General features: G+C 43.9%; 18 protein-coding genes, 1 other RNA gene and 1 pseudogene. 9 read left to right on the plus strand and 11 right to left on the minus strand.

All coding sequences use genetic code 11. The features are described 5' to 3' along the window. Window positions 1–39 precede the first annotated feature (39 nt). On the plus strand, window positions 40–954 hold the full coding sequence (nagK, locus tag HMPREF9064_RS05950) for an N-acetylglucosamine kinase (protein ID WP_006717748.1): 915 nt from the start codon (window positions 40–42) through the stop codon (window positions 952–954). A 56-nt stretch (window positions 955–1,010) separates the two neighbouring features. Here nagK and HMPREF9064_RS05945 read toward each other — a convergent pair whose 3' ends face one another. Beyond that, window positions 1,011–1,595 (minus strand): DUF1439 domain-containing protein, encoded by a 585-nt coding sequence (locus HMPREF9064_RS05945; protein WP_006717751.1) that lies wholly within the window; start codon window positions 1,593–1,595, stop codon window positions 1,011–1,013. Window positions 1,596–1,678: 83 nt separating this feature from the next. Between HMPREF9064_RS05945 and HMPREF9064_RS05940 the strand changes: the two genes are divergently transcribed. From HMPREF9064_RS05940 to HMPREF9064_RS09965, 3 genes are all read left to right on the plus strand, one after another. Beyond that, window positions 1,679–2,323 (plus strand): hypothetical protein, encoded by a 645-nt coding sequence (locus HMPREF9064_RS05940; RefSeq protein ID WP_006717754.1) that lies wholly within the window; start codon window positions 1,679–1,681, stop codon window positions 2,321–2,323. A gap of 66 nt (window positions 2,324–2,389) precedes the next feature. After that, the gene (locus HMPREF9064_RS05935) at window positions 2,390–3,127 is read left to right on the plus strand and encodes a BUD32 family EKC/KEOPS complex subunit (protein ID WP_032997829.1); all 738 of its coding nucleotides are present in this window, start codon (window positions 2,390–2,392) and stop codon (window positions 3,125–3,127) included. Then, a complete protein-coding gene (locus tag HMPREF9064_RS09965; protein ID WP_006717757.1) occupies window positions 3,128–3,256 on the plus strand; it encodes a lipoprotein in 129 nt (42 codons plus the stop codon). It abuts the gene before it with no gap. A 40-nt stretch (window positions 3,257–3,296) separates the two neighbouring features. Here the strand turns inward: HMPREF9064_RS09965 and HMPREF9064_RS05930 are convergent, their stop codons facing one another. After that, a complete protein-coding gene (locus HMPREF9064_RS05930; RefSeq protein ID WP_032997831.1) occupies window positions 3,297–4,169 on the minus strand; it encodes a ferritin-like domain-containing protein in 873 nt (290 codons plus the stop codon). Between the two features lie 16 nt (window positions 4,170–4,185). Beyond that, window positions 4,186–5,052, minus strand: coding sequence for an acyl-CoA thioesterase II (gene tesB / locus HMPREF9064_RS05925; protein WP_032997833.1), 867 nt, complete (start codon window positions 5,050–5,052; stop codon window positions 4,186–4,188). Between the two features lie 135 nt (window positions 5,053–5,187). On the opposite strand from tesB, the gene ffs reads away from it, so the two are divergent. Continuing rightward, window positions 5,188–5,286, plus strand: an RNA gene (gene ffs / locus HMPREF9064_RS09710) — signal recognition particle sRNA small type. 23 nt (window positions 5,287–5,309) lie between these two features. Here ffs and cydC read toward each other — a convergent pair. From cydC to HMPREF9064_RS05900, 5 genes are all read right to left on the minus strand, one after another. Beyond that, window positions 5,310–7,043: a heme ABC transporter ATP-binding protein/permease CydC gene (cydC, locus tag HMPREF9064_RS05920; RefSeq protein WP_006717760.1), complete on the minus strand. Its 1,734-nt coding sequence runs from the start codon at window positions 7,041–7,043 to the stop codon at window positions 5,310–5,312. Then, window positions 7,043–8,806: a heme ABC transporter permease/ATP-binding protein CydD gene (gene cydD, locus HMPREF9064_RS05915; RefSeq protein ID WP_006717761.1), complete on the minus strand. Its 1,764-nt coding sequence runs from the start codon at window positions 8,804–8,806 to the stop codon at window positions 7,043–7,045. The genes cydC and cydD overlap by 1 nt, the downstream gene beginning before the upstream one ends. Window positions 8,807–8,901: 95 nt before the next feature. Further along, on the minus strand, window positions 8,902–9,858 hold the full coding sequence (gene trxB, locus HMPREF9064_RS05910; RefSeq protein ID WP_006717762.1) for a thioredoxin-disulfide reductase: 957 nt from the start codon (window positions 9,856–9,858) through the stop codon (window positions 8,902–8,904). Window positions 9,859–9,911: 53 nt separating this feature from the next. Further along, on the minus strand, window positions 9,912–10,769 hold the full coding sequence (locus HMPREF9064_RS05905; RefSeq protein WP_006717763.1) for a co-chaperone YbbN: 858 nt from the start codon (window positions 10,767–10,769) through the stop codon (window positions 9,912–9,914). Window positions 10,770–10,957: 188 nt separating this feature from the next. Beyond that, a complete protein-coding gene (locus tag HMPREF9064_RS05900) occupies window positions 10,958–11,911 on the minus strand; it encodes a GlxA family transcriptional regulator (RefSeq protein ID WP_006717764.1) in 954 nt (317 codons plus the stop codon). Between the two features lie 141 nt (window positions 11,912–12,052). On the opposite strand from HMPREF9064_RS05900, the gene HMPREF9064_RS05895 reads away from it, so the two are divergent. Then, the gene (locus HMPREF9064_RS05895) at window positions 12,053–12,925 is read left to right on the plus strand and encodes an MBL fold metallo-hydrolase (protein ID WP_032997834.1); all 873 of its coding nucleotides are present in this window, start codon (window positions 12,053–12,055) and stop codon (window positions 12,923–12,925) included. 179 nt (window positions 12,926–13,104) lie between these two features. Beyond that, on the plus strand, window positions 13,105–13,890 hold the full coding sequence (gene ygiD / locus HMPREF9064_RS05890) for a 4,5-DOPA-extradiol-dioxygenase (RefSeq protein WP_032997836.1): 786 nt from the start codon (window positions 13,105–13,107) through the stop codon (window positions 13,888–13,890). A gap of 197 nt (window positions 13,891–14,087) precedes the next feature. Here the strand turns inward: ygiD and HMPREF9064_RS09625 are convergent. Further along, window positions 14,088–14,417 (minus strand): annotated as a pseudogene (locus HMPREF9064_RS09625) (DMT family transporter). A 238-nt stretch (window positions 14,418–14,655) separates the two neighbouring features. Between HMPREF9064_RS09625 and HMPREF9064_RS05885 the strand changes: the two are divergent. Continuing rightward, window positions 14,656–16,182, plus strand: a complete 1,527-nt coding sequence (locus HMPREF9064_RS05885; protein WP_032997837.1) for a catalase — start codon at window positions 14,656–14,658, stop codon at window positions 16,180–16,182. A gap of 196 nt (window positions 16,183–16,378) precedes the next feature. On the opposite strand, the gene HMPREF9064_RS05880 is transcribed toward HMPREF9064_RS05885, so the two are convergent. Further along, window positions 16,379–16,747: a rhodanese-like domain-containing protein gene (locus HMPREF9064_RS05880; RefSeq protein WP_006717769.1), complete on the minus strand. Its 369-nt coding sequence runs from the start codon at window positions 16,745–16,747 to the stop codon at window positions 16,379–16,381. Between the two features lie 208 nt (window positions 16,748–16,955). Then, window positions 16,956–17,777, minus strand: coding sequence for a D-hexose-6-phosphate mutarotase (locus HMPREF9064_RS05875; protein ID WP_006717770.1), 822 nt, complete (start codon window positions 17,775–17,777; stop codon window positions 16,956–16,958). Between the two features lie 71 nt (window positions 17,778–17,848). Between HMPREF9064_RS05875 and HMPREF9064_RS05870 the strand changes: the two genes are divergently transcribed. Then, the gene (locus HMPREF9064_RS05870) at window positions 17,849–19,795 is read left to right on the plus strand and encodes an ATP-dependent DNA helicase (protein WP_006717771.1); all 1,947 of its coding nucleotides are present in this window, start codon (window positions 17,849–17,851) and stop codon (window positions 19,793–19,795) included. Window positions 19,796–19,797: the final 2 nt, after the last annotated feature.

The following is a 19,797-nucleotide window of genomic DNA, read 5'->3' on the forward strand; positions in this document are numbered from 1 at the left end:
TTTTCAGGTATTTGTTAAGTCGTGTAAAAGGAGAAGCGTATGTTATACGGGCTTGATATTGGGGGCACCAAAATTGAATTAGCGGTGTTTAATTCTCAGTTAGAGAAGCAATATAGCGAGCGGGTGGAAACGCCGAAAAACAGCTATGAAGATTGGTTGAATGCCATTGTCAATTTAGTGAAGAAAGCCGATGAAAAATTTGGTTGCAAAGGGTCTGTGGGGTTAGGTATTCCGGGTTTTGTAAACCAAAGTACCGGTATTGCTGAAATTACCAATATTCGCGTGGCAGACAATAAACCTATTTTGCGCGATTTATCAGCTCTTTTAGACCGTGAAGTCCGCGCCGAGAATGATGCAAACTGTTTTGCGTTATCGGAAGCTTGGGATGCTGAAAATGCACAATATCCTTCGGTGTTAGGCTTGATTTTAGGCACCGGTTTTGGGGGCGGATTTGTATTGAATGGTAAAATTCATTCAGGGCAAACCGGTATGGCTGGTGAACTAGGGCATTTACAGCTGAACTATCACGCGTTGAAATTACTCGGCTGGGATAAGGCGCCGATTTATGATTGCGGTTGTGGCAACAAAGCTTGTTTGGATACCTATTTATCCGGTCGTGGTTTTGAAATGCTATACCGTGATTTGAAAGGCGAAGCGTTACCGGCAAAAGACATCATTCAACGTTTCTATGCGGGCGATAAAAGTGCGGTGGATTTTGTCGGCGTTTTTGTTGAGCTTGCGGCGATTTCTATCGGCAACATTATTACGGCTTTCGATCCGCATCTTGTCGTACTCGGCGGAGGATTATCCAATTTCGATTATTTATACGAAGCGTTGCCAAAAGCGTTACCTCCGCATTTGATGCGTAGCGCCAAAGTACCGGTGATTAAAAAAGCCAAATACGGTGATTCCGGCGGCGTACGTGGTGCGGCTGCATTGTTTTTATCCCGCTAATGATGATTAAAAATAAAAAGGCTGAATTTATTTCAGCCTTTCTTTTTTCTTTGAGATTATGGTTTTAACAAATTATCAATGGTTTCGACTTCCAGTCTGCCTTGTTCTACACGAATGGCTTTGGCGACTTGCTTGATCATTTTATCCCGAGGATTCTTTTCATCCAGCGTATAAATCGGTGTACTGCTCAAGTAAGCGGAAATATTACTGGCAAGTAGGGGAATGAGGTTTTGCACTTGCCCCATATACTGTTGTGGCGAGCCGGACCAACGAAGCACACGAATATCTTTCAAATAGACGGCGCCTTTTTGTGCATCATAATAAGGTACCGTGTCGAAGGTGAGATTCAGTTTGGCAGAAAATTGATCAGTCGGGAGTTGAAATAATCCATCAATGATGCCACTTAACTCCAATCGTTTTTCTGCGTTTTGCCCAATTTTGGCGCTGAAATCATGCAAGTTGTAGTTCACACTAGCTAGGCCGGGAATGCCGTAACTGTTTTTATAATGATTATGTTGTTTGAGTAATTGGTTTATTTCGCTTTCGCCGATAGCTAAGGCAAAAGCGGAAGTTGAGCATGTTAATGTCATAAAACAGGCACAAATGAAAGTCATGCCTTTTTGTTTTAACCATGTAAACATAGATGTTCTCCAAAGTGTAAGGTTTAAAAAAAATCAAAAAACGGTTAAACTAGACCGCACTTTTATTGGTTTCAGGAGTTTTTATGCGTCAATATATCGTCAAAGCAACACTATGTTCTTCAATTTTATTGCTCTCTGCGTGCGGATCTTTATTTCCGTCGAGCAACACTCACAAACCGGGAGCGGTGGTTGAGGCCGGCTCAACATCCGCGCCAACGTTTGATGTTAATGCCTTTGTACAAAAAGCGGAAACATTGCCACGCTTTGAATATACGCACAACAATACTCATTATGTCGCGTATCTTAATGGACAACCGGAATTGATTAAAGTTACGCACGACGGTGAGAATAAATTATTTTTCTATAAAGCCGGAAAAGTGTCTGCTGTGCAAGAAAACGGGAAAGTGTACAGCGTAAATGATGCCAATGAATCGCATAACGCGTTCGTCGCCGAAGGGACTAAATTGTACAAAATGTTGGGAACAAACAGTGCAGATAAAGGAGCGGCTAACGTAAAAACCGGCAATGATGCCAAATTGAATTACCTTTGCATCGCTAAAATTCAGCAGGTTGCACAAACGTCACGTGTATTTCGTAGTTCGGCAAATCATGCTAACAGCGATTCCCGCCTTACCGCTGATGTTCGTTTGAACGGCAATCAATTTTATAAAATGGATTGTCAATTAGCCGGTGATCGTGTAGCTAAATTAAGTTTAATTAAAAAATAGCACGGGCTATTTGCTTAAAAGTGCGGTTAATTTTGACCGCACTTTATGTTTGTGGGGAACGAAAATATGTCGCAATTATCCGCATTACCTTTTGAGGAATATGTTCAGCAAGTGCTTGCCGAGCATAAAGGTGAGCGCGTATATCATTTTACTTATAACGATAAAGATTTTTGGTTGAAACAACCGGAACAATTACACGGTGTGTGGCATTTTTTGAAGCCGAAACCGAAACAAGCCTTTAAAAACGAAATTCAAAGTTTGCAATATCTTGCGGAACATCAAGCGCCGGTTCCTCACCTTGAAATGTTTGGTGAGGATTTCTTGGTGTTGGAAGACGGCGGAAACAGTGTGGCGCATTGGATGGGGCTTCATCTTTCCGAACAACAAAAACGTGTTATTTTATTGGATGCGGCGGTGGCATTGGCTGCATTACATCAGCAAGGGTTGGTGCACGGACGTCCAGCGATTCGCGATATTCTATGGCGTGATGGTCAAGTGTTGTTTATTGATTTTGAAGTGAATGCGACTAAGCGGGCTTTAAGTAAGCAAAAAGCGCGTGATTTGTTGCTGTTTATCTATAATTTATGTCGTGAAGATGAATTGTCCGATGAGATCATTTGCGATGTTATGCGAAAATACCGTGAATGTTGCGAGCCACAGGAGTGGCTGGATATGTTAGCATCCGTAGAGCATTATCGTTGTATTTATTATTTATTGCTGCCCTTTAAATCGATCGCCAAGCGAGATCTTATCGGGATTTACCGGCTATACCGGAATATTGAACAAGTGAAAAAGGAGGACTAAATGAAAAAAATCATTATGACATTATTTATTGTTTTGAGTCTCAGCGCCTGTTCCGTCGGTGTAGGTGTTGGTGGCGGTTCTAATGGTGTCGGCGTAGGCGTTGGTGTTGGCACCGGCGTTCGATTCTAAAAAAATGCCCGATAATGTTTCTTATCGGGCATTTTATTTTTTACTGTTTAACATACGACTTTAATGTCTGTTCCACTTCATAAATCCAATCTAATTCATGTTGCGTGAACCCTGCTTGTAAACGGGCATCAGTATTGATTACCCCTTTAAAAATCACAATACGATATTTATGTAGCAGTTCGGTAAAACATTTCATAGCCTCTAATCCGCGCTTGGCGGAAAGTGCGTGATACCAATGATTACCGATATAAACGTGTCCGATTTCATCCGTTAAAATCACATCTAAAATTTTGACGGCGGCCATATCTTTCCGTTGCGCAATTTTTTCTTGTAACACAGGCGTGGCATCCAGCCCTCGCGCTTCCAGTACACGCGGCACTAATGCCATACGTTCCCAAATATCATGCGCGGTTGCCTGTGCCATTTCCCATAAACCGGCATGGGCTTCAAAATCGCCGTATTGATATCCAAGCGTATGCAAATGCGCGTTGACTAAGGAAAAATGGGTGCTTTCTTCACGTGCGACACGTAGCCAATCCTTTACAAATGCCATGCCTTCGCCTAATTCTTGTTGCGCATTTCGGCCAAACCGCCAAGCTGCATCTAAGCCTAAATTAATGGCATTAAATTCAATATGGGCAATAGCATGCAACGTTGCGGCATAACCTTCTTCTGTGGCGAAAGAACGTTTCGGCACATCTTTCGGTGCAACGAGCAGCGGCTTCTGCGGAATACCGGCAAGATCCATTTGTGGTGTTATTTCCGGAAAATCGGATAATTCCGTCAATTTAATCTGCGGTAATAGCTCATCATAGAGATGATTTACTAAGCGGCATTTTTCTAACGGATCCGTGGTTTGTAGTGCCGTGGTGACGGCATGCCAAAAATCTTGAGCAGCATAAAGTGCGGTCATTTTTTCCCTCATTTTTTTATTGTTCTTCCGGAACGTAACGAATTAACCCTTCTTGTTGTGTGGTGGCAATGAGTCTGCCATCTGCCGCAAAAAATTGACCACGTGCAAGGCCGCGGGCGGCATAGGCGTTGTTGCTTTCAATGGCATATAACAGCCAATCATTCATATCAAACGGGCGATGGAACCAAATAGAATGGTCGATGGTGGCAACTTTCATGCCTTTTTGTAAAAAGCCTTTTTCATGGGGATGAAGTGCGGTCAAAATGCAATGAAAATCGGAGAAATAGGCAAGCAGACATTGTTGAATGCGATAGTCTGTCGGTGCTTCGCCATTGGTGCGTACCCAAGAGTATTGTTGTGGTGGTAGTTTATGTCCGCGGAACGGGTTATTTAAATATTTGGTGCGAATATCAAATGGACGCTCTGCCGTAAATTTATCGCGCACGGCTTCCGGAATGGTTTGTGCCATTTGCTGAATGACCGAGCTTTCTGACATGAGGGCATCAGGTGCTTCTACCTTTGGCATCTCGCTTTGGTGTTCAAAGCCTTGTTCCAAGGTTTGGAAAGAGGCGGTGATATGACAAATCGGTGATTTATGTTGAATAGCTTTTACCCGCATCGCCGTGAAATTTCTGCCCTCGCGTAAAATTTCGACGTCATAAATAATCGGATATTGACTGTCGCCCGGCGAGAGAAAATAGGCGTGGCAAGAATGTAAAAAACGATCTTGAGGGGCGACTTGAATCGCTGCAGAAAGTGCCTGCGCCACGACTTGACCACCAAACACTTGGCGAAACCCGAGATCTTGGCTTGCGCCGCGAAAAAGTAAATCGTCGATTTTTTCCAGTTTTAACAGTTCGATAAGTTGGTTAAGTGCGGTCATGATTTTCCTCATTTGTTTAAAGTTCAGGCTGTTCTGATGTGATCCGGAGATAACATTTGCAATTCAATAGGGCTTATTGCATAATGCGAAGCCTTAATCGCACTATCAAATCTTGCGGTTAATTCAATGGAAACCTTTTCGGTCCCTCGCAATGAAGTCTGGTTTACCAGGTCAGGTTCGGAAGAAAGCAGCCAGAGTCAGAATTTTCGTGTGCCGAGACTAAGCCGGAAAGGTTTCCACCTTTCCAGCCTTTCCTTTTAAATACGTTGTGTCAGTTGCTTGAAAAAGCCATTTTCTTTATTGATCAATTCGCTGTACGAACCTTGTTCAATTAATCGACTGTTATCGATCACCACAAGTTGATCAAACTGCTCAATGGCCGTTAAACGGTGCGTCACCATAATTAAAGTCTTGCCGACACTGTGAGCCAAAATCGCTTGCAGAATATTGCGTTCGGTTTCGCGATCCAAGCCTTCTGTCGGTTCATCTAAGAGTAAAATAGGCGCATCATTTAATAACACACGCGCTAAGCCTAAACGACGTTGTTCACCGCCCGATAACGGACGACCGCCGTCTCCCAGCCATAAATCTAATCCTTGTTCTTGATTCACTAATTTTTCCAAGCCCACTTGTTGTAGCACAGCAACCATTTTTTCATCGCTTAATGGCGCATGGGTAGCCAGTTGCAAGTTGTTACGCAACGTATCGCTAAACACATGCACGCGTTGGGTTAAGAAACAAAATTGTTGGCGTAAACTGCTTTCGCTATAGGCTTGAATGCGATTGCCGGCGAATAAGATTTCCCCTTGATTGGCATCATAATTGCGTACCAATAATTGAAGTAGCGTCGATTTGCCGCTGCCGGTTTTTCCTAAAATGGCAAGTTTTTCACCGGTTTGAATATGGAGATTTAAGTCCACTAATGCCGGGTTATCACGTTGCGGATAAGTGAAATGAACTTGATTAATTTGCAATAACGGCGCTTGAGTTTGGCTTTCAACAAGTTGTGTACCGGAAAAATCCACCAGCGGTTGCTGTTCGATAATATCTGTCACCCGTTCAGCCGATGCTACCATTTGCCCGATGTGCAAAAATGCGGCGCCGATCGGCATCAGAATTTCAAACGAGGCGAGGGCGGCAAAGGCAAACAAGCCAATCAACGCGGCGCGGTATTCATCGCTGCCCAAATCCACTTGTGCGGCAAACCACATCACAATACATAACACCAAGCCGTTGGCGAACAACAAAAGTGCGGTGGAAAATCCTGATAAATTCGCTTCCTGTTGTTGATAGGCTTGCCATTGCTGTTCGGTTTGGCTCAATTTCCCTTTTAGTTTTTCTTCCCCGTTAAATAACAACAGTTCTGCTTGTGCTTGAATAAATTCCACAAATTGCGTGCGGTAAAGCGCGCGCGATTGGGTTAGTTTTGCGCCGAATTTGTTGCCCAGATGGTAAAAGATTGTTGGAATCACCAATAATAATGTCAGTAACGTGAGACCAAGGAACAGTGCAAGTGGCACATGAACAAAACTTAATCCAATGCTAATAAATGTAATCACCACAATGGCGCTGATAAACGGTGCAATCAGGCGAAGATAAAGTCCGTCCAAGGTATCTACATCGGCAACCAAACGGTTTAATAAATCACTGTTACGATAGCGATTGAGCACGCCCGGGCTTAACGGAATAATTTTGCTAAACACTTGCACGCGTAATTTGGCTAACACGCGGAAAGTGGCATCGTGGGTAACGACTTTTTCAAAATAGCGTGCCACAGTACGCCCGATGGCTAAACCGCGTACGCTGGCAGACGGATAGAAAAAGTTAAAGAGCGAACCCAAGCCGGCAATGGCGGTCGCCGCCAAGAACCAACCGGAAAGGGTAAGTAACCCGATGCTGGAGGCAAGTCCTAGAATCATTAACAAACCACCGAAAATTAACGGCAGTTTGGCAAATTTAAATAAACGAATAAAAGGCAATAAAGCACGCATTAGTTAATATCCTGTTGTCGTTGTGCCAATAATTCGGCGAAGAAACCTTGATGTTGCAGTTGGTCAAAATGTCCCTGCTGAATAATTTGTCCGTGGCGCATCACCAAAATGGTGTCGCATTGTTTCAGATCTTCAATGCGGTGGGTTATCATCACGGTTGTTTGTTGGCGACTGATGTGTTGCAAGGCTTGTAATACCTGATTTTCCGATTGCGCATCAAGGCTGGCAGTCGGTTCATCTAATAACAACAAATTGCCTTTACGCAGTAGCGCACGTGCAACGGCTAAACGTTGTGCTTGACCCACTGACACGCCAATGCCGCCTTCTTTAATTTCTGCCTCTAAGCCGAGACGGTCGGTAAATTCTTTCGCTTGCGCTAATGCCAACGCGTGATCGATTTCTTGCGCGGAAGCTTGAATGTCGCCCAATAATAAATTCTCTTTAATTGAGCCTTGCAACAACAACGGGTTTTGTCCAACCCAGGCAATGTGTTTGCGCCATTGGGCTAAATCGACATCGCGCAATTCTTGCCCGTTGATTTTCAGGCTGCCTTCATAAGATAAAAAGCCCAAAATGGCATTGATCAGCGAGGTTTTTCCGGCACCGCTTTGCCCTACAATCGCAATGTGGCTCTGGGCCGGAATATGGAAATTCAGCGCCTCTGTTAGCGGTTTGCCTTGTGGCGACAAGACAACCACATTTTCACCTGAAATTTCCACCGCACTTTGGCTTTCAAATGCCGCTTTGCTGTCGCCTTGGGCGATTAAATAATCTTCTTCTAAGAAATCTACAATGGCATCTGCCGCACCGATACCGGCGGCACGGTCATGATAATAGGTGCCGAGGTCGCGTAATGGTTGGTAAAACTCCGGTGCAAGAATGAGGCAGAAGAAACCGATAAAGAGTGTAATCGGCATGCCGTAACTGCCGAATTCCACTTGTCCTAAATAACTGAAACCGAAATACACTGCCATTAATGCAATAGAAATCGAAGTGAAAAACTCGAGGACGGCAGAGGAGAGGAACGCCATTTTTAGCACATCCATGGTAGTTTCACGGAAATCTTCCGTACTGTTTTCAATATGGCGGGTTTGCTCGGAAGTGCGGTCGAATAAACGTAAGGTTTCCAAACCGTGCAGACGATCGAGGAATTGACCGCTTAACCGCGCAAGGGTATCCATGTTCTTTTGGCTGCTGTCTGCTGCCGCTTTTCCCACCAAAATCATGAAGATAGGAATCAGCGGTGCAGTGCCCATTAAAATCAAACCGGCTGCCCAGTTTAACGGGAACACGGCAATCAGAATAATCATCGGCACAATGGCGGAAAGCGCTTGTTGCGGTAAATAGCGGGCGTAGAAATTGTGCAGGTTTTCCACCTGTTCCAACATGATGGTTGCCCAGCTGCCGGCAGGTTTATTGTTAATCGTTGCAGGGCCAACTTGATGGATTTTATCCAAAATTTGCTGACGAATAATATTCCGCAATAATTGACCGCACTTGAAGCCGATTTTTTCTCGGATCCATAAAATCAGCGCACGTAGCGCAAAGCCGACGACTAAGCCGATAAAGTAAGGCGCTAAACCGGTGGCCGGTTCGCCCAGAATAATGAGCTTATGCAGCAAAGAGGCCAAGAGATAAGTCTGCCCCACTAAAATCACTGAGGAGAACGTAGCGAGCAGAATGTTGAGATTCAAATATTTTTTAATCGGCTTTTGCTGTGTGCGAAGCCATTGTTGCAAATATTTTTGACGAGATTTATCCATAAGTTATGTTGTATCAGAAACAGAAAAACGGAAGGTGGGCGTTATTGCCCACCCTGTATTGCACAATGTGTTGTCTCGGTGCAATGACCGAACAGTTATGCTTTTTGCGCATCCAAATAACGCTCAGCATCTAATGCCGCCATGCAGCCGGTGCCGGCAGAGGTAATGGCTTGACGATAGTTGTGATCCATCACATCGCCTGCGGCAAAAACGCCTTCCACGGAAGTGGCGGTTGCATTGCCGTCTAAACCGGATTTCACCACGATATAGCCGTTTTTTAATTCCAGCTGGTCTTGGAAAATTTCCGTATTCGGTGCATGACCGATGGCCACGAAGACGCCGTCTAATGCGACCTCTTCCGTTGCGGCGGATTGCACGTCTTTCAAACGTACGCCGGTCACGCCCATGTTGTCGCCCAACACTTCATCTAAAGTGCGGTTGGTATGCAGTACGATTTTGCCTTCTTCCACTTTTTTGTATAAGCGGTCGATGAGAATTTTTTCTGCACGGAAACTTTCGCGGCGATGGATTAAATGCACCTCAGAAGCAATGTTGGCTAAATAGAGTGCTTCTTCCACAGCGGTGTTACCGCCACCGATGACGGCAACCGGTTTGTTGCGATAGAAGAAACCGTCACAAGTGGCACAAGCGGAAACGCCACGGCCTTTGAAGTTTTCTTCGGAAGGCAAGCCTAAATAACGGGCAGAAGCACCGGTGGCGATGATTAACGCATCGCAGCTAAAGGTTTGTGCATCGCCGTATAATTTGAATGGGCGAGAAGATAAATCTACACGGTTAATGTGATCGAAGACGATCTCGGTCTCAAATTTTTCTGCGTGTTGCAACATTCTTTGCATTAATTCCGGACCGGTCGTTTCACCGAAATCACCCGGCCAGTTTTCAATTTCACTGGTGGTAGTGAGTTGTCCGCCTTGTTGTAACCCTGTGACGAGCACCGGTTTCAAATTAGCGCGTGCCGCATAAATAGCTGCAGTGTAACCGGCAGGGCCGGAGCCTAAAATGAGTAATTGCGCGTGTTTAATATCCGACATAATCAATCCTTATCAACTTGAAATTTGTGGGCGGTATTATAGAAGATTTCCCATCAGTACAACAACGAATAGAGCAATCGGCGGTATTTATTGGTTACCGGATCGTTGTTGCCGATGGCGGCTAAAATGGATAAAAATTCCTGCTTAATTTTGCCGTCTTCCGCACCTAAATCTTGACGTAAAATGGTAAATAACAACTCCAAGGCTTCTTCGTTGCGGTTAGCTTGGTGTAATTGCAACGCCAATTTCAACGCAAGATCATGGGTTGGCTGTTTCGCAAATTCTTCCTGTAATTGTTGAATTTCCGGTGTATCAGCAGCTTTAATCAACAACTCAATTTGCGCTTGTAAACCTTGCCAGCGACTGTCACGATCTTGCAATGGGATCTTGTTTAAAATCTGTTGCGCAGGCTCAGTTTTTTTCATCGCGATATAGGTTTCCGCATAGAGTAGCGCGATCTCGCTGTTTTTCTGATCAGACAACTCCCACGCCTCTTTTAACAACGGCAATGCCTGCGCATAATTTTCCACTGCAAGCAAATCCAACGCCTGATTAAATTTGATTTCTTCCTCTTTCGGCAAAATCACACTCAAACGCTGTTGCAATGTGGTGTTGTCCAACGCTCCCTGAAAGGCATCCAACGCTTGTCCGTCTCTAAATAAATAAGTGGTCGGCAAGGCTTGAATACGGAATTGCGCCGCCACCATTTGTTCTTTTTCACAATTGACTTTGGCTAACACAAATTGCCCTTGGTATTGGTTGGCATAATTTTCCAAGGTTTTCACAAACGCCACCGAATCTGCATGGCTTGGCGCATAAAACGTGATCGCCAAAGGATGATGTTGTGAAAGCTGTAAAATTTCGTTGAGATTTTGCTCGTTTAGATCACGAATGGCTGGAAAATCAGTCATGTTCTTCTCTTGTTTTGAATGAAATGAATGGCGCGCATTATAGCAAAGTGCGGTGGGATTTTTTAGTGTTTTTCAGGGGATGGCATCTTAAAGGATTGTAATATTAGCGACTCGCATAAAGGCGATCCGGATAGGGTCTAAATACGCAAAACATCCGAAAAATTGACCGGACTTTAAAATAAAAAGATCTAAACATCCTCAATTTGAAACTGCTTACGCCAGCGATTCGGTGAAATCTTATGTTTCTTCAAGAAGTGCTGACGCAAGGCGGTATCGCTATGAAATCCGCTTTGTTCTGCAATATCAGTAATAGATAAATCTGTGCTTTCCAAAAGCTCTCTTGCTCGCTGTAGCCTTGCTTCAATTAACCATTGATTTAATGACATTCCGGTTGCTTTGCGAAAATGTCGGGTGAAAGTGCTACGGCTCATTGACAAACGTTCGGCAAGGCTATCAGTCGAATGAAGTGCGGTCAGATTTTCATTTAAATAAGCAAGCAACGCATTGATATTATGATTAGGTGTGGAACGAGAAATAGGGCGTTCGATAAATTGTGCTTGTCCGCCTTCACGATGAGGGGGGATAACCAGTATTCGGGCAATATGATTGGCAATTTTCACACCATATAATTTACGGACAATAGAAAGGCAACAATCCATTGAAGCGGCTGTTCCTGCTGAGGTAATCAGTCGATCTTCTTCTAAATAAATAGGATTTAAATCCCATTTCACCTGCGGAAAACGATTAGTAAAATCACTATCTCCTAGCCAATGTGTGGTTGCTTTTTTACCGTTAAGTAGACCACTGCACGCCAACACATAGGCGCCATAACATAAACCCACCACTGTCGCACCACGTTGATACGCTTGCCGTAACGCTGTTAATAAAGCCTCGCTCGGCATCACTTGAGTATCATGCCATCCAGTCATCACAACAATATCGGCATTCTCTAACCATTCTAAACCACCATCTAAATGTATGTGAAATAGCGAGTTTGTCAGGTTGTCCGAATCGCTAACGATTTTATACTCAAATAACGGCTTGCCGTTTAAATCCGACATAGAAAAAACGGAATATGCCATCGCAAAATGAATGGGCATCATTTGTTCATACACAATCAAAGCAACTGTGGGTGTATTCATTTTATTTCTCCTACTTTGATATGAGCATAACACAGAAATGACCCGATTATTACGTTTATTGATTTCTTATCCATTTTTGCGCAATTTTGTTCTCACTATAATATGTTTATTCATTCAATAACGTATAGAAAAGGAAAAACAATGAACTTAAAAACCTTAATTAGCACTACAGCATTGGCTATTAGTGCAAATACTTTCGCTGTAGATCTTGCCTCTAAAAACACTGATAGCTACCAACATATCCGCAATGCTACTGGTCGCCTGAACTATGCTGGGAAAACTTTTTTAATTGATCCGATGCTTGCTGAAAAAGGACGTTATGCAGGCTTTGAAGGGACATTAAATAGCCATTTGCGTAATCCACTTGTGGAATTACCGATGAAAACAGAAGATACTTTCAAAGATGTTGATGCCATTATTTTGACTCATACACATGAAGATCATTGGGATGAGGTTGCACAAAAAATTTTACCTAAATCCATCAAAATTTTTGTGCAACATGAACGGGATGGCGACTTACTCAAAGCGCAAGGTTTTACTAACATAACCAGTTTATCGCTAGAAAAACCGGTGGAGTTCGAAGGTATTATTTTAAATAAAACCGGCGGTTCTCACGGCACAACGGAAATGTACGCAGTACCACAATTAGCTGAGATTTTAGATGAGGCGATGGGAGTAACATTCCAAGCGAAAGGTCATCCAACGGTGTACTTGGTTGGTGACACAGTTTGGACTGCCGAAGTAAACAAAGCCATTAATCGTTATAAACCTGATGTAATGATTATGAACACCGGTGATGCGCGTACCTTAGCTTTTCCGAATGACGGCATTATTATGGGGTTACAAGATGTTGCTCATGCTCGTAACATGCTACCGAATACAAAACTTATCACAGTGCACATGGATGCGGTAAACCATATGTCTGTTTACCGTAAGGATTTACGTCAATTTGTCCAAGCAAACAAGCTTGAAAATGTAGTAATTCCAGAAGATGGTGAAACAGTGAATTTTTAAAAACAAGCGGTTGAGTTCTTAGGATAATTTACAAAAAACACCTAAAAATTTGACCGCACTTTTCATCTCCTTTTTTATCTATTATTTCCTATCGGTAAAAAATGTTGTTCATAAAGTGCGGTTTATTGCTTAATCATTTATCCGTACAATCTGCCTCATCAGATATTAAGGAGGCAACGATGAAAAAAATGCCTGTGTTATTTGTCGGACATGGTAGCCCGATGAATGTGTTGGATAAGGAAAATCCTTTCAATCAAAATCTCAGCCTGATTACGCAAAAATTTGCCAAACCGAAAGCCATTTTGATGATTTCGGCGCATTGGTACAGCAGCCGTTTGCAGGTTACATCAGGCGAACAGCCTGAAATGATTTATGATTTTTACGGATTTCCTGAAGCACTCAGTCAGGTGCAATATCCCGCGCCCGGTTCGCCTGAATTGGCGGAGCAAGTGCGGTCGTTATTGCAGCCGGAAAATGTTGAGATGAACTCAACGCGCGGTTTTGATCATGGCGCATGGGCGGTGTTGAAGTTTCTCTATCCCGATGCGGATATTCCGGTAGTGCAACTTAGTCTTAACCGTTTGCAACCGGCACAGTGGCATTTCAACCTGGCGAAAAAATTGGCTGCTTTGCGTGAACAGGGCGTGTTGATTATCGGCAGTGGCAACATTGTGCATAATTTGAGAGCCATAAGCTGGGAATATATTGATCAAATTGGCGCAGGCTATGACTGGGCGTATGCGTTCCGTGATCACATTAATCACGCAATGACCACACAAAATGACGATGAATTGGTGCATTATGACCAATTTGGCGAAAGTGCGGCGCTTTCTGTCCCAACACCGGATCACTATTTGCCCCTCTTGTATGTAATGGCTTTGCGTGAGCCGGATGAAAAAGTGGCATTTTTCAATGATCATTTGATTGCCGGTTCATTGAGTATGACCTCTGTGTTGGTGGGTTAAAATGAACGCAACACTTTATGTTGAAATGCCATAAATTGGTATTGTAATGGGGCGGGGCGGTGGCGGGCATCTCGCTTTCCGTTGCCGAGTTTGAGGTGCCGTTCACGCAAGGATCCGCGCGGTAAAGTAACATGAGAAAGAACAATGAGAGCGCTTCTTGCTTTGAAGGTGACAACAATCACGTTATTTTCTGAAAATTAGTGATTCGTTGTTGAAAATAGATTAATCACCAGCACGCCGGAAATAATCAGGGCAATTCCTAACATAGCGGGCATATCGAGTTTTTGTCCAAAGGCAAACTAGGCAACCATCGCTGTCAAAATGATCCCTACGCCGGACCAAACGGCATAGACCAAGCCGACAGGCAGGCTACGGAAGACGATGGAGACCAAATAAAACGATAAGGCATAAATCAATAACGCACTTATGGTGGGAAGCGGTTTGGTAAAACTATCGCTTAATTTCAGCAAATTGGTGGCGATGACTTCCAAGCCGATAGAGCTACCTAGTAAAAGCCAAGGATTCATATTTTCTCTCCGTTTGTAAAATCTTTCTAAAAAATGACCGCACTTTAGAATGCGATTGAACCGTTCATGAAAAAACGTCAATTTTGAGCTGAATATAGCAAATTTGCATTATGCCGTCGCAATTCTTTTTTAGATAGGGTTTTTGAATTGATTTAATAGATTTTAATCGGTAAAACCTTTCTATATTATGCTTGGCGATATTTACTTCAAGCTAATACTATTTATTAAGGAGTTTTCTATGAGTGCTAAATGCCCTTTTTCTCATTTAACCAGCACGCCTTTAACGATGGGTAACGGCGCGCCTGTTGCCGATAACCAAAACAGTTTAACTGCCGGTCCACGCGGTCCGTTACTTGCACAGGATTTATGGCTAAATGAAAAATTAGCAGATTTTGTGCGTGAAGTGATTCCGGAGCGTCGTATGCATGCGAAAGGTTCCGGTGCATTCGGCACCTTTACTGTGACGAATGACATCACTCAATACACCCGCGCAAAAATTTTCAGTGAAGTCGGCAAAAAAACGGAAATGTTTGCACGCTTTACGACCGTTGCCGGTGAACGTGGTGCTGCGGATGCGGAACGTGATATTCGTGGTTTTGCTTTAAAATTCTATACCGAAGAAGGGAACTGGGATTTAGTGGGTAACAACACGCCGGTATTTTTCTTGCGCGATCCGCGTAAATTTCCTGATTTAAATAAAGCGGTAAAACGCGATCCGCGCACGAATATGCGTTCAGCCACAAACAACTGGGACTTTTGGACATTATTGCCTGAGGCATTGCACCAAGTCACTGTTGTCATGAGTGATCGCGGTATTCCGGCAAGCTATCGCCATATGCACGGTTTCGGTTCACATACTTACAGTTTCTGGAACGAAGCAGGCGAACGTTTTTGGGTGAAATTCCACTTCCGTACCCAACAAGGCATTAAAAACTTAACCGATGCAGAAGCGGCTGCTGTTATCGCAAATGACCGTGAAAGTCATCAACGCGATCTGTATGAAGCGATTGAACGGGGTGATTTCCCGAAATGGACGTTATACGTACAAATTATGCCTGAAGCCGATGCGGAAAAAGTGCCTTACCACCCATTCGATTTAACCAAAGTATGGCCGAAAAAAGACTATCCATTAATTGAAGTAGGGGAGTTTGAACTTAACCGCAATCCGGAAAACTTCTTTGCTGATGTGGAACAATCTGCCTTTGCACCGAGTAACTTAGTGCCGGGGATCGGTGCAAGCCCGGATAAAATGTTGCAAGCGCGTTTATTCAACTATGCCGATGCACAACGTTATCGTTTAGGAGTGAATTACCGTCAAATTCCGGTAAATCGTCCACGTTGTCCGGTGCACAGCAACCAACGTGATGGTTTTGGTCGTGTGGACGGTAACTACGGTAGCTTACCGCACTATGAACCGAATAGTTTTAATCAATGGCAACAACAACCGGATTTTGCCGAACCACCACTTCGTATTAATGGTGATGCGGCGCACTGGGATTTCCGTAACGATGATAACGATTACTTCAGCCAACCGCGTGCATTATTTAATTTAATGAATTCGGAGCAAAAACAAGCGTTATTCAATAACACGGCAGCCGCAATGGGGGATGCACCTAATTTCATCAAATATCGTCACATTCGCAACTGTCATTGGTGTGATCCGGCGTATGGTGAAGGTGTTGCCAAAGCATTAGGCTTAACTGTTGAAGATGCTTTAAAAGCACGTGAAGTAGATCCTGCTTTAGGTCAACCAGGATTGTTGTAATTTCAGGTTTTAATGCATATAGGTTGAGCGACAAAAAAACACCTGAAAAATGGATTGGGCTTTATCATAAAAAAACATCACCTGAAATCTTAATAGCCGTGATATGCAATTTTTCGATAGAGCTCAGTCAAAAATTACTTATAAAAAATCCCCTAAATTAAACATTTAGGGGATTTTTGTTTTTAATAAGGTATGATTATTTCATGCCTTTCTTAACCAAATCTTCATAACCGCCATGGTTGGTAACGTTGGTGTAACCTGCTTTTTTCAGTGCGTTTAACGCCACTTCTGCACGGCGACCGCTGCGGCAGTAGAGGTTGATAGGTGCGTCTTTATCCGGGCTAACGGATTGGATGCGTTCAAGGATTTGATCGTGTGGAATGTTCACCGCATCTTGTAAATGGCCCGCGTTAAATTCTTCAGCAGAGCGAACGTCAATCCAAACGCCTTTTGTATTTGCTTGTTGTGCCACCGCTTTTTCAGTTTCAGGTATAGAGGCTGCAGAGGCAGCTAAGGGTACTGTCATCCCAGCAGCAAAAACGATCGCAGTTATCAATTTTTTCATGATTTAATCTCCTTTTATATGGATGGTTATGTGTTTTGAATCGCCCATTATGTTACTCACAAACACGGCAGTAATAAATGGCAAATTAGTCCAAAAATGAGATGTTTTATGAATCGTTTTGATAGAAAATTTTAGGGGATTTAGGCAGATCTCAAGCGATCAGATGTTGAGTTTTGAAAAACATCTAAAAATCTGACCGCACTTTGAACTATTTCACACTCAATCTCACCGCCACGGTTTCGCCAGCCTCAAGATAGCGATGGATCCTTGCGGTTTCTACGCATACCATGGTTTGATAGCCATTTTCAGCCATGCTGCTTGTGGCTTTATGCCATGGGTTCCATAACACCACATCGCTGGCATTTTGATGTGTCACGAATAGGGTGCGTTGGTTGGCTTGGTCGTGAATTTCCGTTGGCTGTGGTGGCGCGGTATAAATGCAATCCACGTTTTCATTGATGGTGCGTGGTGAGGGCACGGTTTCCTGCGATTTAGTGAGAGAGTTAAAACAGGTTGTTGGCAGGTTGGCGATACTCGTGTTGGCGATGTTGCCAATGTTGAAATAACTGTGTAGCGCTAGTTGTACGTTTTCCATGCCGGTTTCGCCGTAGTGAGTAAAGCGTAGATCGCAATGTTCGGTGAACAGCATTTCAATTTTAGCCAAGATGATGTTGTGTTTGGAAAATAACGAAAAAACCAACTGCACTTTGTCGTTGTTAATCTCGTAGTCGCTTAATTGCCATAGGCTGGTACGAGCGAAGCCGTGCGCAGGCGTGCCGGCATTACCAAACCATGGGTAGCAAATAGGGATGCCGCCACGAATGGCGTTACCGGCTTTAAACGGCTCAATGTCACTTAACCACAATACGTCTTGTTTGCTGTGTGTCGGTTGCCAGCTGAATAAATGTGCCCCTTGTAAGGCGATTTTGGCGGTGCCGACAGCGTGGTGTAAATGTAAAACGGGAATGTCGTTATACGCATATAAGCTCAATTCCGGTGTGATTTGTTGTTGTAATTGAATGTTCATCATCTTGTCCTTGTTGATTCAGTAAGAAGGGGAAATCTGCTATACTGTGCCGACTTTTTAACAGGTGAAAAATAATGGCGTATTCAAAACAAATTAGCAAGGCGTTTTCCCCAGACGGTGCATTGAGCGCCCATATCAAGGGCTTTCGTCCCCGCGCAGAACAGGTCGACATGGCGACGGCGGTGGGCAATGCCATTGAACAGCAAGGGGCGTTAGTGGTGGAAGCCGGTACGGGTACGGGCAAAACCTTTGCGTATTTGGCGCCGGCGTTATTGGTGAAAAAGAAAACCATCATTTCCACCGGTTCCAAAAACTTGCAAGATCAGCTGTTTAATCGCGACTTACCCGCTATTCAAAAAGCTCTCGGATATAGCGGCAAAATTGCTTTGCTCAAAGGACGTGCCAATTATTTATGTTTAGAACGTTTGGAACAGGTGATTGCGCAAGGCGTGCTGGGTGATCGCAGTGTGCTGCATGATTTATCTAAAGTGCGCAAATGGCGCAACGCCACGAAGACCGGCGATTTGTCCGAATGCATTGAGATTGCCGAAGACAGCCCGATTTTGCCTCAACTCACCAGCACGGCCGAAAGTTGTTTAGGGAGTGATTGCCCCAATTATGCGGATTGTTTTGTGGCATTGGCGCGTAAAAAAGCGCTGAATGCCGATTTGGTGGTGGTCAACCATCATTTATTTTTTGCTGACATGGCAGTGAAAGAAAACGGCTTCGGCGAATTGATCCCGAATGCTGAAGTGATTGTGTTTGATGAAGCGCACCAACTGCCTGATATTGCCAGCCAATATTTTGGTCAATCGGTCACCTCCCGTCAACTTTTTGATTTATGTAAAGACATTCAAATTACCTACCGCACCGAAGTGAAAGATATGAAACAGCTTGGTGTGGCGGCAGATCAACTTTTAAAAATCGTGCAGGATTTTCGTTTAATGTTGGGTGAAGGCAATTTGCGCGGTAATTGGCGACAAATGCTGCAACAAAGTGCGGTTAAAAAAGCCTTTGATTTTTTACTGGAAAAACTGAATTTTACTGCCGAAGTGGTGAAATTAGGCTTGGGGCGTTCACAAACGCTAGACAGCATTTTTGAGCGCATCGCGCAGTTACAAAATCTACTTAAACGCCTGACGGAAACAGAAATCACCGGCTATTGCTATTGGTTTGAATGTATCGGTCGCCAGTTTGGGCTACACATTACGCCACTTACTGTGGCGGACAAGTTTGGTGAGCAAATGGCAAAACAAAAATGCGCCTGGATTTTCACTTCTGCCACCTTGGAAGTGGGCGGCACTTTTGCCCATTTTTGCCAGCGTTTAGGTATTCAAGATGCGGAGCAGAAAATTCTGCCAAGCCCTTTTAATTATGCAGAGCAATCTTTGCTTTGCGTGCCACGTTATCTGCCGGCAACCAATCACAGCAGCACGTTCACTCAATTAGGCAAAATGTTACTGCCGATTATCGAAGCCAACCAAGGCCGTTGTTTTGTGCTTTGCACGTCTTATGCCATGATGCGTAGCCTGGCAGATTATTTTCGTGAAAACAGTGAACTGACGATTTTATTGCAGGGTGAAACGGCGAAAACTACGCTGTTGGAACAATTTATTTTGCAATCGCACAGCGTGCTGGTGGCAACTTCCAGTTTTTGGGAAGGCGTGGACGTACGAGGCGATGCGTTGTCATTGGTGATTATCGATAAATTGCCCTTTACTGCACCTGATGAGCCATTATTGAAAGCACGTATTGAAGATTGTCGTTTGCAGGGCGGCGATCCGTTTAACGATATTCAAATTCCCGAAGCGGTGATTACCTTGAAGCAGGGCGTTGGGCGATTAATTCGTGATGTGACCGATCGCGGTGCTGTGATTATTTGCGATAACCGTTTGGTGATGCGCCCTTATGGAGAAACCTTTTTGCGCAGTTTGCCGAATTTTAAACGTACGCGGGATTTGCACAAAGTGGTACAATTCCTGACAACCTTGAAGACAGACGATAACAAAGAATCTATATAACC

This window comes from Aggregatibacter segnis ATCC 33393 (assembly GCF_000185305.1).
Lineage (GTDB): Bacteria > Pseudomonadota > Gammaproteobacteria > Enterobacterales > Pasteurellaceae > Aggregatibacter > Aggregatibacter segnis.

Coding starts and splice junctions, on each gene's coding strand:
- cydC (WP_006717760.1), bottom strand. CDS start 7,043: ATGCGTGCTTTATTGCCTTTTATTCGTTTATTTAAATTTGCCAAACTG.
- HMPREF9064_RS05895 (WP_032997834.1), top strand. CDS start 12,053: ATGAACTTAAAAACCTTAATTAGCACTACAGCATTGGCTATTAGTGCA.
- HMPREF9064_RS09965 (WP_006717757.1), top strand. CDS start 3,128: ATGAAAAAAATCATTATGACATTATTTATTGTTTTGAGTCTCAGCGCC.
- HMPREF9064_RS05900 (WP_006717764.1), bottom strand. CDS start 11,911: ATGAATACACCCACAGTTGCTTTGATTGTGTATGAACAAATGATGCCC.
- HMPREF9064_RS05930 (WP_032997831.1), bottom strand. CDS start 4,169: ATGACCGCACTTTATGCTGCTCAAGATTTTTGGCATGCCGTCACCACG.
- trxB (WP_006717762.1), bottom strand. CDS start 9,858: ATGTCGGATATTAAACACGCGCAATTACTCATTTTAGGCTCCGGCCCT.
- nagK (WP_006717748.1), top strand. CDS start 40: ATGTTATACGGGCTTGATATTGGGGGCACCAAAATTGAATTAGCGGTG.
- HMPREF9064_RS05940 (WP_006717754.1), top strand. CDS start 1,679: ATGCGTCAATATATCGTCAAAGCAACACTATGTTCTTCAATTTTATTG.
- HMPREF9064_RS05885 (WP_032997837.1), top strand. CDS start 14,656: ATGAGTGCTAAATGCCCTTTTTCTCATTTAACCAGCACGCCTTTAACG.
- HMPREF9064_RS05905 (WP_006717763.1), bottom strand. CDS start 10,769: ATGACTGATTTTCCAGCCATTCGTGATCTAAACGAGCAAAATCTCAAC.
- tesB (WP_032997833.1), bottom strand. CDS start 5,052: ATGACCGCACTTAACCAACTTATCGAACTGTTAAAACTGGAAAAAATC.
- HMPREF9064_RS05880 (WP_006717769.1), bottom strand. CDS start 16,747: ATGAAAAAATTGATAACTGCGATCGTTTTTGCTGCTGGGATGACAGTA.
- HMPREF9064_RS05870 (WP_006717771.1), top strand. CDS start 17,849: ATGGCGTATTCAAAACAAATTAGCAAGGCGTTTTCCCCAGACGGTGCA.
- HMPREF9064_RS05935 (WP_032997829.1), top strand. CDS start 2,390: ATGTCGCAATTATCCGCATTACCTTTTGAGGAATATGTTCAGCAAGTG.
- ygiD (WP_032997836.1), top strand. CDS start 13,105: ATGAAAAAAATGCCTGTGTTATTTGTCGGACATGGTAGCCCGATGAAT.
- HMPREF9064_RS05875 (WP_006717770.1), bottom strand. CDS start 17,777: ATGATGAACATTCAATTACAACAACAAATCACACCGGAATTGAGCTTA.
- HMPREF9064_RS05945 (WP_006717751.1), bottom strand. CDS start 1,595: ATGTTTACATGGTTAAAACAAAAAGGCATGACTTTCATTTGTGCCTGT.
- cydD (WP_006717761.1), bottom strand. CDS start 8,806: ATGGATAAATCTCGTCAAAAATATTTGCAACAATGGCTTCGCACACAG.